The 14,751-nt window shown below is 44.1% G+C and carries 12 protein-coding genes; 9 read left to right on the top strand and 3 right to left on the bottom strand.

Annotated features, from left to right (window positions below):
• Nucleotides 1-28: 28 nt before the first annotated feature.
• The 4 genes from JFC06_RS07145 (at nt 29) to JFC06_RS07130 (ending at nt 3,234) form a co-directional block, all read left to right on the top strand.
• Entirely contained in the window at nt 29-439 is a 411-nt protein-coding gene (locus JFC06_RS07145) for a lipopolysaccharide assembly protein LapA domain-containing protein (protein ID WP_193005348.1), read from the top strand.
• A gap of 76 nt (nt 440-515) precedes the next feature.
• Entirely contained in the window at nt 516-1,214 is a 699-nt protein-coding gene (pyrF, locus tag JFC06_RS07140; protein ID WP_198334493.1) for an orotidine-5'-phosphate decarboxylase, read from the top strand.
• Nucleotides 1,215-1,441: 227 nt separating this feature from the next.
• The gene (locus JFC06_RS07135; protein WP_227670119.1) at nt 1,442-2,239 is read left to right on the top strand and encodes a metallophosphoesterase; all 798 of its coding nucleotides are present in this window, start codon (nt 1,442-1,444) and stop codon (nt 2,237-2,239) included.
• A 158-nt stretch (nt 2,240-2,397) separates the two neighbouring features.
• Nucleotides 2,398-3,234 (top strand): histidine phosphatase family protein, encoded by an 837-nt coding sequence (locus JFC06_RS07130; protein ID WP_193005351.1) that lies wholly within the window; start codon nt 2,398-2,400, stop codon nt 3,232-3,234.
• 318 nt (nt 3,235-3,552) lie between these two features.
• Here the strand turns inward: JFC06_RS07130 and rpsT are convergent, their stop codons facing one another.
• On the bottom strand, nt 3,553-3,819 hold the full coding sequence (rpsT, locus tag JFC06_RS07125) for a 30S ribosomal protein S20 (protein WP_010200097.1): 267 nt from the start codon (nt 3,817-3,819) through the stop codon (nt 3,553-3,555).
• Nucleotides 3,820-4,292: 473 nt separating this feature from the next.
• On the opposite strand from rpsT, the gene JFC06_RS07120 reads away from it, so the two are divergent.
• From JFC06_RS07120 to JFC06_RS07100, 5 genes are all read left to right on the top strand, one after another.
• On the top strand, nt 4,293-4,994 hold the full coding sequence (locus JFC06_RS07120; RefSeq protein WP_198334491.1) for an NAD-dependent epimerase/dehydratase family protein: 702 nt from the start codon (nt 4,293-4,295) through the stop codon (nt 4,992-4,994).
• A 96-nt stretch (nt 4,995-5,090) separates the two neighbouring features.
• Nucleotides 5,091-5,606, top strand: a complete 516-nt coding sequence (gene rraA, locus JFC06_RS07115; protein WP_198334544.1) for a ribonuclease E activity regulator RraA — start codon at nt 5,091-5,093, stop codon at nt 5,604-5,606.
• 216 nt (nt 5,607-5,822) lie between these two features.
• On the top strand, nt 5,823-9,527 hold the full coding sequence (mfd, locus tag JFC06_RS07110) for a transcription-repair coupling factor (RefSeq protein ID WP_198334490.1): 3,705 nt from the start codon (nt 5,823-5,825) through the stop codon (nt 9,525-9,527).
• Between the two features lie 222 nt (nt 9,528-9,749).
• On the top strand, nt 9,750-10,184 hold the full coding sequence (locus JFC06_RS07105) for an HIT domain-containing protein (protein WP_193005354.1): 435 nt from the start codon (nt 9,750-9,752) through the stop codon (nt 10,182-10,184).
• A gap of 506 nt (nt 10,185-10,690) precedes the next feature.
• Nucleotides 10,691-12,112 carry an adenylate/guanylate cyclase domain-containing protein gene (locus tag JFC06_RS07100; RefSeq protein ID WP_198334489.1) on the top strand — a complete coding sequence of 474 codons (1,422 nt, stop codon included), beginning with the start codon at nt 10,691-10,693 and terminating at the stop codon, nt 12,110-12,112.
• Nucleotides 12,113-12,227: 115 nt separating this feature from the next.
• Here JFC06_RS07100 and fdx read toward each other — a convergent pair whose 3' ends face one another.
• Nucleotides 12,228-12,566, bottom strand: a complete 339-nt coding sequence (gene fdx, locus JFC06_RS07095; protein ID WP_193005356.1) for an ISC system 2Fe-2S type ferredoxin — start codon at nt 12,564-12,566, stop codon at nt 12,228-12,230.
• A gap of 94 nt (nt 12,567-12,660) precedes the next feature.
• Nucleotides 12,661-14,541, bottom strand: coding sequence for a Fe-S protein assembly chaperone HscA (gene hscA / locus JFC06_RS07090; RefSeq protein WP_198334488.1), 1,881 nt, complete (start codon nt 14,539-14,541; stop codon nt 12,661-12,663).
• Nucleotides 14,542-14,751: the final 210 nt, after the last annotated feature.

The following is a 14,751-nucleotide window of genomic DNA, read 5'->3' as shown; positions in this document are numbered from 1 at the left end:
TGACACTCCAAACCGAGGTATACCTCTCATGCGATTTTTACTGTTTGTCTTATTGTTTTTAAGCTTTGCTTACGCCCTTGGTTTGGTGTTGGCAAATAATACCGAAGTTGGCGTCAATCTACTATTTTTACAAGCACCTACGATGAATTTAGGGTTGCTGCTGATCCTTTGTCTGATACTTGGCATTATCATTGGTATTTTACTAGCATTGCTTATCTTTCGCGTGCTACAGAATAAGTGGGAAATCTCCCGTCTCCAAAAGGCCAATGCCAACCTGCAAGAGCAGTTGACACAAGCCAATGTCGTTATTGACCGCCAAGCAAATGCGCCTTCGGTAGAGGAAGCGGTTTATGGGGCGACTGCCACTAATGTGCACGATGAAACATCACACAGTCTAGACGAAGGTGCGACCTTAACCAAGAAAAAGCGAGATTATTGATTGGTGATAGGATGAATCAGTTGCCAAGCAGTCGATACATAATAATTTGATAACCTTGATATAAAGTGGCACCCCTATGAATAAAACCGTCCTTTCTCCAGTCATAGTCGCGTTAGATAATATGACCATGGAGGCCTCTCTAACTCTAGCTGACCAATTAGATCCAACATTGTGTCGATTAAAAGTAGGTAAAGAGCTGTTCACTCGCTGTGGCCCAGATATCGTTAAATCGCTACATCAGCGTGGTTTTGAGGTATTTTTGGACTTAAAGTTTCATGATATTCCTAATACCACTGCCCAAGCCGTTTTAGCAGCCGCTGAGCTTGGCGTCTGGATGGTTAATGTTCATGCAAGCGCTGGTTTAGAGGCGATGTCATTGGCAAAACAGCGTTTGTTAGACAATGATCTTAATACCTTATTGATCGCGGTAACGGTCCTGACATCTATGGATGCGGAAGCGTTGATGCAAACGGGTATCCCTGATCGTTTAGATACGCAAGTGAGTCGATTGGCACAATTGACCAAGCAAGCGGGTCTGGATGGCGTGGTATGTTCCGCTCAAGAAGCTCAAACGCTCAAAGCCCTATGTGGGCCTGACTTTAAACTAGTCACGCCTGGCATACGATTGGTAGAGGATAGTGCTGACGATCAAAAACGCATTTGTACCCCAAAACAGGCGTTGAGCGCTGGATCAGATTATCTGGTTATTGGTCGTTCCATTACCCAAGCCGCAGACCCCGCTGCTAAATTGCAGAAAATACTTCAAAGTATGTAAGTTGTACTTATTATAGAGCAATAAAAGACAGCCTAATCCGCTGTCTTTTTACTTTTTGATGGTAGAGAAAAAGCTGCTACACTACTTAAATTTAGACTGATACCATTCTCGAGAGTATGAGGGACGCCATCAAATACGTTTAACTTCCTAGACGGGAACGTGAGTGATGAAGGTTTTTTTTGATACTCAAATTTTAATAATGACATTATTGGATGACGTTGGACAATATGAAATTACAGATTTTAAGTGACTTACATATTGACAGTTATGCACGGCAATCGCGTTCTGTGGGGCAGATCCCTAAAACCGACGCAGATATGCTGTTAGTCGCAGGAGACACGGCCAACAGTGACAGTGGTATGCCTTGGCTACAAGAGCAAGCAGCACGCTTACAAGTGCCATTGATTACTATTGCTGGTAACCACGAGTACTTTAATGAAGATGTGCTGCATTTTGATAAAAAGTTAGCGACTTGGGACAACTATAGTGATGAGTTGCAGCAGGGTGTTAAAGTGCTACAGTGTCAGTATATTGATATTGGGGATATACGCATCTTAGGCTGTACACTGTGGACGGATTATCAGTATCAAGCCAATGACGACACAATGGCTGCAGCCAAACGCTTTATGCGTGATTATAAGCAAATCTATGCCGGTAGTGAGTTATTTTCTCCTGAGGTATCGATGCAAATCCATGCTGAGCAGCGCCAGTGGCTGCAGCAAGCGTTAATAACGGCGCGAGTGCTTGGCAAAAAAACGGTCGTGATGAGCCATCACAGTGTCAGCCCTCTATCTGTGTCTGAGAAGTATGCCAATCTGCCCAGCAATGCAGCGTTCGTCAGTGATTTGTCTGGCTGGATGCATCAGGATTGGGCACCAGTGCTTTGGGTACATGGGCACACTCATGAAGCATTTGATTACCGGATTGGTAAGACACGGGTGATTGTTAATCCGCGAGCATATCCTAACGAGATTAGTAGCACAGCATTAGCGTTTGCGTGGGATAAAGTAGTTGATATTTTTTAGAATCAAACCAATAAGTACAAATGCCTTTGCTACTATTGGCATTATAGGATTTCCGTTCAGACGTCCTTTTTCTAATCTAATAGACTTACTCATACTTATATTGCAACTGAATTTATATTTTGTTCTTTCGGGATAAAAAATCTGCTACGCTTGCTAGCATGAGTAAATATCTTATTACCACCCCGTCCAAGTTGTCTGCTGCTAAGCTTGCAAGTCACAGTCCAAGCGCTCCAGCACCATCACACTTACCTGACAGCATGATTTCTTCCGTCCGCTTACTGCCGGAAGATAAACGGCTGATATTATTTACCAGACACTCCCTTCGTGAGCGCTCTGATGGGAATGGTTTTGCCAGTTATCAGCTACCACTAACCCCAAAAGGCCGTGTCTTGGCGAAATCTTGGGGACGTTGGCTGGCAGGACATCTGCCGTATTCACTTGATGTCGATAGTATCTCAAGTCCGATTGGTCGCTGTATTGATACCGCGCAACTGATGCAAGAAGGAGCAGGGCTGCGACGTGATATTTCGCATCAGTCATTATTGGTTGAGCCTGGTAGCCTTGTCACTGAGCCTGAAATTGCCAATCCCGTGTTTAAAGAAATTGGCGTGCTTAATTTTATCAATCGCTTCTTACAAGGCAATCTTGAAGGGACTAAAAATGCTTACCAAGGGGGGCTAGATATTTTGTCGCTTTTTTATCAAAGCCAGCCCCAGCATGGACATTTAATGCTTGCGGTTAGTCATGATACCTTGCTGTCTGCATTTCTAGCGGTGATGTTTGACGTGATTGAGATTGATTGGAATGACTGGCCAAAGATGATGGAGGGGGTATTTTTGTGGTTTGATGATAAGCCTTTTGAGCAGGCAAACGCGCATTTCGTATGGCGCGGTGAGGTGTATATACGGCCGATTAGCTCTTTATTGGACAGCTACCGTGCAGGTGGCTTGCATCCTAATCAATTGTTATTACCTCCAGAAGTGAAATGGACGTAATGTTAACTTTAAGTATATTGAGTTTAGTAAAAAAGCGATATAGTGGGGCTGGATGAATTTTTTGCAGCCTCTGTCTGCGCAGGCACAGCACGCCAGAAAAATTTATTCCAGTTCCACCTCAGAATGTGATGTATCTGTTTTATTTAGAATTGACTATATATTGAGGTAAAGTCTACAAAATTGTTTGGGTGGTTAGGCATTGTTTGAATGGCTGTATTTTGAGCAGACGTAAAAAAACCTTGCCCCAGTATTAGAACCAGTGACAAGGTTTTAGTCATCTCACTATTAAAGCACGATGTGGTCTAAACACTAAAAATCTTAAGCTTGTAAGCCTTTGATTGTTTTGTTTAGGCGGCTCTTACGACGAGCAGCTTTATTCTTATGAATAATACCTTTGTCAGCCATACGATCAAGAACCGGTACCGCTTTTTTGTAAGCTTCGGTAGCCGCGTCATAATCTTTAGCTGCGATAGCCGCATCAACACGTTTTAAGTAAGTACGAACCATAGAGCGTTGTGACGCAGAGTTCTGACGACGTTTGGTGTTTTGACGGGCGCGTTTACGAGCTTGTGCAGTATTAGCCACGCGTATCTCCTTGATAAAGACAGATAAAATATGAATGTTGATTGCAATAATGGGTTTAACAATCATCGGTGACGAGCAGCCGTCTCGTCAAATATGATGTCGATGTCTAATATTAAACGATCTAATATTAATAGGTCATCGCAAGCGTCAGAACTGTTTGGAATAATTAAACAGCGTTGACGTGTAAAGCCGGTTATCTTAGCAAATTATCGCGCTTAGGACAATATATTTGATGATTAATGCTGAAAGAAGTTATGCTGGCACATGGATGTTTCGTTTTTAGGGTGTCTATCAGGGTCACTGCTAAGATTATTGGCGTCAAAACATCAGAGCTGATAAAAACTCTTACAATAAATTCTGTAGAATAGCGTCAGTGCGCCATTAATTTAGGTATGATACTAAAGCGATGGTCTGCTAAAAGACACATCTTCTCATCATTAGACGTTTTCTAACCGTATATAAGTGGATAGGGTATGCAGCGAAAAGCAATTGTGATTGGTGCGACAGGATTGGTAGGACAGCATCTTGTTAAGCAGCTTAGTGAGCTTTATGACACGTTAATTGTGATTGCACGGCGTCCGCCACGCTATATCAATGCGAGTATGCGCTTTTATCAGGTTAATGACTTTGACAACTTGGCTGAAATATTTGCCAGCGTTGGTGTGGACCGTAAGACGGATGCGTTTAGCTGCCTTGGCACCACAAAAAAGCAGGCTGGAAGCGATGAAGCCTTTCGAAAAGTTGACCGTGATTATAACGTGAATTTTGCTAAGCTCTGTCAACAAAAAGGTGTTGAAAATTTCTTTTTATTGTCTTCAATGAATGCTGATATGGACAGTCGCTTTTTGTACAATCGGGTAAAAGCAGAGACGGAGCAGTCTATTATAGCGTTAGGTTTTACGCAGTTGGTTATTTTTCGCCCTTCACTGCTACTTGGTAAACATAAAGGCCGTCCGCTTGAAAGTATTGGTCAAAAAGCGTTTCAACTTATCTCCCCTTTAGTCTCAGAATCATTGTCATTGCATCCTATTTCTGCCAAGCGGGTCGCTAGTGCGATGGCAATGAGTGCGCATGGTATTTATGAGCGTAACAAATACCGCACTGAGCCGATGACTCAACAAACTGATGTGATCGAAAATAAGCAGATGCTTGCGATGACCCGAGTAAAACATTAACTACTAGAAAAAGTTTAACCCTATGATGAAGGAAAATTTCTAATAACCGTGCTGTCAGTTAATAACAAGGAGACTACCATGTCAGAAGCAATAAAGATGAGTAAAGAGAGTTTTGTGACGTGTGACTTATTGGATGCTAATCCTGAATCTCAGGTATGTTTGCCTAATATTGAAGGCAAGTCGTTTTACAGTTTTGGTGGCAAAACCAGATTTTGCGGTGAAGTTGTGACGGTAAAGTGCTTTGAAGACAATAGCCGAGTTAAATCTTTGTTGAACAGTGATGGCAAAGACAATGAGGGTAATGGCAAGGTGTTGGTGGTTGATGGTGGTGGTTCGATGCGCTGTGCACTGTTGGGGGATATGATTGCGCAAGCAGCTATTGATAATGGCTGGGCTGGCGTCGTCGTGTATGGCTGCGTGCGTGATGTTGATGATATGGCAGAGATGGATATTGGTGTGAAGGCACTAGGCTGTATTCCTCGTAAATCGACTCGTCGCGATGAAGGTCAAACGGATCTTGAAATCAGCTTTGGTGATTTAACTCTAAACTCGGGCATGTTTATTTACGCAGATAATAATGGCATCATCGCCAGTGATAAAGCGCTCATCTAACCTCCTGTTATCAAGTGCGTGTACATAAACTAAAACCTCAGGCCACCCGTGGGCTGAGGTTTTTTAAACAAACCTAAGTAGCGTATCTAAGTAGCGTATCTAAGTGACATTTCTAAGTGACATTTCTAAGTGACAAACCGTTACGGCATAAATTTTGGTAATTGCTCAAATATTCGTATAATAGCCATCTGACTCTTAACTTTGACCCTATTCTTTATGCCTATCACTGCTTTGACTGACGCGTTTGATCCTATTAACCAGCAGTTGTTTCCTATTCAAGATGCACAGCGGCGTTGGCTAGCCCCGGTGCATGGTGCGGTCAGTAGTTTGTGGCTGGCAAGTTTGATGCAGGCACCGATATGGAATGTGGTTGACCGTCTCAAAGTCGTGGTGACTCGCGACCAAAATCAGCTCAATCAAATAGAGACGGAATTGGCATTTTGCGGTGTCGATGCCTACGTGTTTCCCGATTGGGAGACCCTGACGTATGATGAGCTGTCCCCGCATCAAGACATCGTGAGCGAGCGTATTAACCTGTTGACGGATATGCCAACATCAGGTGTGTTGCTGATTTCAGTACAGGCGCTGATGCACCGCGTGGCACCGCCAAGTTGGCTGATTGGGCAACATTTTGATTTAAGCGTTGGCGATCAATTTGATATCAATACGCAGCGTGGACTACTAGCAAAAGCAGGTTACCGAGCGGTTGAAAATGTGTTTGAGCCGGGTGAGTTTGCCGTCCGGGGTAGTATCATTGATATCTTTGCGATGGGTCAGCCATTTCCGCTGCGTCTAGATTTATTCGATGATGAAATTGAGACCATCCGTTTTTTCAATCCGCAGACGCAGCGCACTTTGACCGTTGAGGATCTCAATGCCATGATGACTGGCAATGATATGAGTATGGCGAAAGAGTCACTATCGCTACTTCATAAACTGCCAGACATCTCAAAACCTATTGCACAGTTTCAAATACTACCAGCAAAGGAGTTTCCGCTCGATGAAGGGCGTGAGACGTTCCGTACCAATTTTGCAGCGATGTTTCCAAATGCCAGTAGTCGTAAGTTTGAGCTGCATAAAGATGTGATGGCAGGCATTGCAAGCAGTGGCATCGAGTACTACCAACCGCTCTTTTTCGATCTAAAGGATTGGGAGGCAGAGAGTAGTCTGTTTGCCTATTTGCCAAGTGATGCCTTGTTTATTGCTGATGAGTTGATTAACGAAAAACAGGTAGACTATTGGTCGCAAATCCAGCGCCGCTACGAAGAGCGCCGTCACGATATTGATAAGCCTATCGTTGCCCCTGAGCTTTTATATCTGTTATCAAATACCCTAAATGAGCATCTCAATCGTTACCCACGCGTTATACTGAGCGCGCGTGATGAACTGGCGTCCATGACTAATGTCGCGGCAGTAGACAGTGAAAACGCAGCACTAGAGCGTCTTACAGCCAATAACCAACCAGGGTTAGTGACCCTAAGCGCTCAAGAGCCACCGCAGCTGGCAGTGAACCATCAAAAAGCTGAGCCTTTGAGTGCCCTGTTAGAGTTTTTAAACCTACAAGCACAAACGGTGACACCCGTGTTGGTGGTTGCTGAAACAGCGGGTCGACGCGAGATTCTGATTGAGTTATTTAAAGGCAAGATTGATATCAAAGCTTACGATAGCTTTGAGGATTTCTTAGCAGCAGATGACATTAGTGATCTTAACGATAATCAACGTCCACAGGTCGGTTTAACGGTTGCTCCTATTGAGCGTGGCGTTTATGTGCCGGAACGTCTGGTGTTGATTAGTGAAACGCAGCTATTTGGTAGGCAGGTTCTGCAAACGCGCCGCCGCCGCCAAAGTGGTGTGTCAGAAGAGTTTTTGGTCAAGAGCGTGACTGAAATAACGGAAGGCAGTCCTGTTGTCCATATCGAGCATGGTATCGGGCGTTACCATGGTTTGATTACCTTAGATGTAGGGGATGGTGAGCAAGAGTTTATTCACTTAAAATATGCCGATGATGCCAGTATTTATGTGCCTGTGGCCAATTTGCAAATGATTAATCGCTATAGTGGCGGAGATCCAGCATTGGCACCGCTGCATAAGATTGGTAGTGGCAAATGGGACAAGGCAAAGCAAAAAGCACTAGAGCAAATTCACGATGTTGCCGCAGAGCTTCTGAATATGCAAGCACGTCGTGAAGCCAAGGTCGGTATTCACTTTAAAATAGACAGCTCACAGTATGAGCTGTTTGCTAGCCAATTCGCCTTTGAAGAAACGCCCGACCAAACCCATGCTATCCATGCAGTGATGGAGGATATGAGACAAAACCAGCCAATGGACCGTCTTATTTGCGGGGACGTAGGTTTTGGAAAAACAGAAGTCGCCATGCGTGCCGCTTTTATTGCGGTCAGTGCAGGCTACCAAGTGGCTGTATTAGTACCGACGACACTGCTGGCAGGACAGCATGAAGACAACTTCCGTGACCGCTTTGCCGATTGGCCAGTACGCATCGAGACGTTATCGCGCTTTGGTGGCAAAAAGCATCAAGACACAGTGTTGGCTGATTTGGCTGATGGTAAGGTTGATATTGTGATTGGTACGCATAAGTTATTGCAACCTGACGTAAAGTTTTCCAATCTAGGGTTGATGATTGTTGATGAAGAACATCGCTTTGGTGTGCGTCATAAAGAGCGTATCAAGGCTATTCAGACCGATGTAGATAGTATGTCGATGACAGCCACGCCGATTCCTAGAACGCTCAATATGGCGCTCTCAGGGATGCGTGATATGTCGATTATTGCCACGCCACCTGCCCGTCGCCTGGCGATTAAAACCTTTGTGATGCAAAAAACAGAAGCTTTGCTAAAAGAGGCGATCCTACGTGAGTTGCTGCGTGGGGGACAGGTATATTTATTGCATAACGATGTTGCTAGTATCGAGCGTATGGCAGAAACGATACGCGAACTGGTGCCTGAAGCACGCGTAGGGGTCGCCCACGGGCAGATGCAAGAGCGCCAACTTGAACAAGTGATGCAGCAGTTTTATCATAAAAAATTCAATGTGTTGATTTGCTCGACCATTATCGAGACGGGCATTGATGTTCCGAATGCCAATACTATTATTATTGAGCGCGCTGATAAGTTTGGTCTTGCTCAGCTGCATCAGCTGCGTGGTCGTGTTGGTCGTAGCCATCATCAGGCCTATTGTTATTTGCTCGTACCGTCTATTAAAGGTCTAAAAGGCGACGCCAAGCGCCGATTGCATGCGATTGAGCGGGCGAATACGCTCGGCGCAGGCTTTATGCTGGCAAGCGAAGATCTAGAAATTCGCGGGGCAGGTGAGATTCTAGGGAAGCAGCAAAGCGGGAATATGCAGGCGATTGGCTTTAGTCTATATATGGATATGTTAGAGCGTGCTACGAAGGCAATTAAAGCGGGTAAAGAGCCTGACTTGAGTACACCTTTGTCGTTAACCAGTGAGATTAATCTGCACAGCTCCGCGCTGATACCAGAAGAGTATTTGCACGATGTCCATCAGCGTTTGTTGTTTTATAAGCGCATCAGCAACGCAGATCACAAAGAGGCACTCACCGATATACGTACTGAAATGATTGATCGTTTTGGTACTCTGCCTGATCAAACCAAGCAGCTATTTGCCGTTCATGGGTTACGCTTACAAGCGGAGCCGCTTAAAATTAATAAAATTGATGCCAATAGCAGTAGTATGACTCTGGAGTTTGCACCGGACACCCCAGTCGATGCATTGGCTATTATTAAGCTAATCCAAAAAGATGGACAGCACTATCGGATGAATGGCGCCTCTGGTATTCGCTATCAAGATGCCAAAAAACTGGCAACGCCGCAACAGCGCGTTACGGTGATTCAAGAGTTACTCCGCTACTTTAGTGAGCATATGGTGGCAGAGTCGGCTTAGTTTGACTGATTGGTAACAGTAACAGTAACAGTAACTGGGTATTGGGTATTTTGGCTAAGTGAGTTAGGCGATCCATACAATGGGTGATGGTGCTATTTTATCCGCCGGATAACTGATAAAATAGCGCCACTATTCTTCAATCTGTTGTATTTTTAACGTACTCTAATTGTATTTTGCCTTTATTTCCTTTTATTTAAGATTCATAACAAGAGAACCGTCATTATGTTCCAACTCCATCATAAACTTGCGGCCGACAGTTTTTTAGTGGGTGACTTTCCATTATCTACTTGTCGCCTAATCAATGATTGTCAGTTTCCCTGGTTGATTCTTGTGCCGCGCGTGTCTGGTATTAAAGAGCTGTATGAGTTATCTGAGGCTGATCAAGCGCAGTTTTTGCGCGAATCAAGTTGGTTGTCAAGCCAACTGGCTAAAACCTTTCAAGCGGATAAGATGAATGTAGCAGCACTCGGTAATCAAGTGCCGCAGCTGCATTTTCATCATATTGTCCGCTATCAAAACGATATGCAGTGGCCAAATCCAGTATGGGGAGTGCCTGCTGTTCCTTACACCAAAGAAGTGTTGGCACAAATGCAGCAGACCTTAATGATGGCGTTACGTGGTCATCACCAAATGCCGTTTGATTGGCAAATGAAATAGTACTTTAGACTTTGGATTTGATGTTTAAAGTTTGACTTTATTGTCTTCATATAGCCTATGGCAGTAATAGCGACTTTGATTTTGGTATATACGAAAGCTTCCAAGAGGCCAGATACTTAGTAGTGTCTGGCTTTGTCTTTTGGTGTTATTTATTTAGACAGGTTATAGCTCAGCTAAATAAAACTGTCACGTTTTGATCGCATAAATTTTACTTACTTACTGCGTCTACGCAGACAGAGGCTGCGCAAAATTTACTCCAGCAGCATTATGTCGTCTTTAAATGAATCAATAGTGTATAGATAAGGGACAGCAGGAGAGAGCCAGTTACCTAAATGATAAATGGTACTTTTTTAGTTGTCGATGACCTAGGCTTTGTCTTATTTAAAAAGTATAATGTATTATTAGACAGTCTTATATATGACTGTCATCAAATCAAAGATATACCTATGTTACTCTTATTCACCTTAGTCTTTTCGATAGCCTGCTAGATAAAGCGAACACTCCATATGCCTTTTTTAGACATGCTGAGACCGAAGCTCCCGTCAAAAAATGAAGGAGTTTGTCGATTTGATTATCCAGAAGTTTTTGTCTTAATTCTGACTGTCGTACTGCTTGCTTTGCACTATGATTTTCGGCCCACCTCAATGGCACTACTGGTTGTCACGACTCTACCGAGTTTGATGATTCTTATTTACAATTATCGGCGCAAAATGAGCTTTTGGACGTCTAATATTGTCATTATTTTATTTTCTGTCGTCGTTGGATCGCTCCAGTTTTGCCCTGTCATGTCTCTCAGTTTGGTGTTTCTGCTTGGCATACGCATCATCATTAGTGGCCCTGAAAATTATCTAAAATTAATCACAGTGGCGTTGGTGACGGCCATTGTTTTTTACTATGTGAGTACCATCTTAGATGGCACGGATATGGACTGTGGTCAAGGTTGGTTGTCAAACACGATACTGTTGGCCAGTATGGTGGTTGTGCTCTGTCAGTTTCGGCGCGTCTATCAAGAGTATACGGGTTATAAAGTCCGTGCTAAACAGGCAACAGGGCGTCTGAGTACCATGGTTTCGGTTATTAATAAGTTGACTCGTTTTGTACCACCACAAGTGTGGGAGCCAATTGTAAGGGCAGACAGCCCAGTTAGTGTGTCCAATAAGCGGGCAAAACTGACAATTATGTTCTCAGACATTATAGGCTTTACCGAGCTGTCTGATAGTTTAAGCGCTGATAATTTAGCCGATATTTTGAATACTTATATGCACTGTATGACCTTGATTGCTAACAAGCACGGTGCGGTGCTTGATAAATTCATTGGCGATGGTATGGTGTGTTTTTTTGGTGAGCCTGACAGTCGTGGTCCGCGTCAAGATGCGCTGGACTGTGTGGCAATGGCGATAGACATGCGCCGTGAAATGCGTACCTTAAGACAAAAATGGCGCTTGATGGGTTTTGAAGGATTATACATACGTATCGGTATTACCACGGGCTACTGTCACGTTGGCAATTTTGGCAGTAACAATCGTCTGAGTTACACACTGATTGGCAAAGAGGCCAATCTGGCAGCAAGACTTGAGGCTAGCGCGGGCAAAGACAAGATATTGGTCAGTGAAAGCACCTACGATTATATCTGCCACAATTATGAGTGTCACCATGCGGGTGCGTTTCAGCTAAAAGGCTTTGATAACAAGGTAAATGCGTGGCAAGTACTGGATCCGGATGCCCATAAAGGCCATCTATCAAAATGGGTGGACCACACCTTACCGGGTTTTAACTTGCATCTCAATTTCAAAGACATGAAAGATGATGACTATCAAGATATTAGGGATCGCTTAAATTTTGCGCTTGAACGTATCGAGCAGGAGCAAGAAAAAGTGGCAGTGACTATCGCGGCAGAAGCCAAATACAGTGATAATCATCACAAGTAACGGTTCATAAGTAGCTGTTGAAAAAATGGCCTTCGACATCGGCTATAAAAAAGCCAGCTAGTATGATACTAGCTGGCTTTTTCTTAAATAGCTAAGTAGTATTTGCTACGAGCGTTTAGTGATTTTCTTTTGCATGATTGAGCGTGTATTTAGGAATCTCGATGGTTAAGTCTTCGTCATCAAGCATTACTTGACACGATAAGCGTGAGTCAGGCTCTAGTCCCCAAGCACGATCCAATAAGTCAGCTTCAATATCATCCATCTCTTCTAAACTATTAAAGCCTTTACGTACCACCACATGGCACGTGGTGCATGCTTTTGACATCTCACACGCATGCTCAACCTTAATACCTTTTTCTAATAGAGCTTTACACAAGTTTTCACCAGCCTCTAGCTCGACTTCAGTGCCTTCAGGGCAAATCTCATGATGGGGGAGTACAGTAATCTTTGGCATAAATTGTCTTTCCGATGCTAATCAATTTAAAAAATAAAAAATATAAGAGGTCAGCTTAGTACGAGCTCTAAGCTATTTTGCTCAATGTATCCACTTACCAATCTTGGGCACTCGTACCGGCCATACTGGCTTTTACGCTTTGATTCATAATCCGAGCAGCAAACGCATCACTATGCGGCTTGAGTTGGGCTTGTTCGGCTTCGATAAGAGTTAGGTCATCAGTACTAAGCGCTGTTTGTAGTTTTTGTATCTGCTCTGCCAATACCTGCTGTTCCTCAGAGGACAGTAAAGTAGCAAATTCGTTCAGGGCAGACTGTAAAGCGAGTACTTCACGCTCAGCCTCTACTTTGGTTTCAATCAAAGAGCGCGCGTTTTTATCTTCTTCGGCGTGCTTAAATCCGGCAACCAGTAATTGCTCTTTTTGCTCATCTGATAAGCCATATGAGGGCACAATTTCAATCTTACTTTCTGTTTTGGTTGTGGTCTCTTGCGCACTGACGGTCAGCTGTCCATTGGCATCAATGCTAAAGGTTACTTCGATACGGGCAAACCCCGCTTTCATTGGTGGGATACCGTACAGCTCAAAGCGGCCCAGTGAGCGGCAGTTTTCTACCGTTTCGCGTTCGCCCTGTACGACATGAATAACCATACCCGTTTGACCATCTTGATACGTGGTAAACACTTGACGCTTTTTGACAGGAATAGGGGTATTACGCGGAATGAGCACTTCAACCAGCCCGCCCATGGTTTCAAGACCAAGTGACAGAGGCGTTACGTCCAATAACAGTAGATTGCTATCGCTATCGCCATTGACCAGCTGATGTGCGGTTTGTGCCGCCCCTAAGGCGACGACTTCATCAGGGTTGAGACGGCAAAGTGGCTGTTTGGCAAAAAACTCAGTAACCACTTGCTGTATGGCAGGCATACGAGTAGAGCCACCGACCAAGATAACTTCGTCTAAATCAGCGCCAGAGAGCTTCGCATCACGCAGTACTTGTTCGCACACGCTTAGCGTACGACGGCTAACGGGTTCTATGATAGCCAGTATATCGGCGCGGCCTAAGACTCCTTGATAAGATTGCCCATTAACCGTGATGTCAATATTGACTTGTTCAGTATCCGTCAATGCTTGCTTGTAAGCTTTGGCTTGTTGTGCAAGTATCGATTTGTCATGACGGCTCACGTCTTTAGGATCGATATCTAACTGCTTGATAAGCCAATTGGTGATCAAACGATCAATATCGTCCCCACCTAGTGCGCTATTACCACCCGTTGCCAATACTTCAAAAACACCATCCGTCAGCTTTAAGATAGAGACGTCAAAAGTTCCGCCCCCAAGATCGTAAATCAGGTAATGGCTTTCTTTGTTATTCTCTTGATCGGTTTGATCCAAACCATAAGCGACTGCAGCAGCGGTAGGCTCATTTAATAAACGCAGCACAGTGATACCAGCTGCTTGTGCCGCATCTTTTGTGGCCTGACGCTGAGCCTCATCGAAATACGCGGGTACGGTAATCACCGCACCTTCGATGCTGTCATCAGGTAATGCGCTCGCAGCGCGCTGCTTAAGCGCTGATAAGATACGCGCTGAGACTTCAACAGGGGATATGTCGCCTTGAGCAGTAACGAACGCTGGCATATCATCTTTGCTGCCACTCAACTCATAAGGATGAGAGAATTTGATATCAGCTTGGCTACGACCCATAAAACGCTTAGCCGAGACGATCGTATTTTTTGGATCATCCGCTAAGTGAGATAGGGCCTCATAGCCAACAAGTGGTGCGCCGGTACTTGGATAATAGACAACAGAAGGTAGTAAATTATCGGCGCTTGAGCTTGCTTCTAAGACTTGCGCCTTGCCTGACCGTACCACTGCGACCAATGAGCGCGTGGTACCAAGATCAATTCCTAGGCCAAAACGATGTTGATGAGGTTGGGCGCTTTGATTGGGTTCGGCAATTTGCAATAAAGACATAAGATAACTCAGAGATAAAATAAATAAGTGAAATAAAGCCAATACACCACAGGCACTAGGGCCATGTAACGGCTGTAACCTTACTCTAAAGACAGAGCACGTAGTGGTTAAGCGTGCCTTAAAATAAGAGATTATACGGTATAGTTGGTACTATTTTAACCATGACGTTTAAATAAGAGTCATAAGTTAAAAATGTTCATACATAAACGC

Source organism: Psychrobacter namhaensis, from assembly GCF_016107545.1.
Lineage (GTDB): Bacteria > Pseudomonadota > Gammaproteobacteria > Pseudomonadales > Moraxellaceae > Psychrobacter > Psychrobacter namhaensis.
This window is presented reverse-complemented; position numbering and strand designations above follow the sequence as displayed.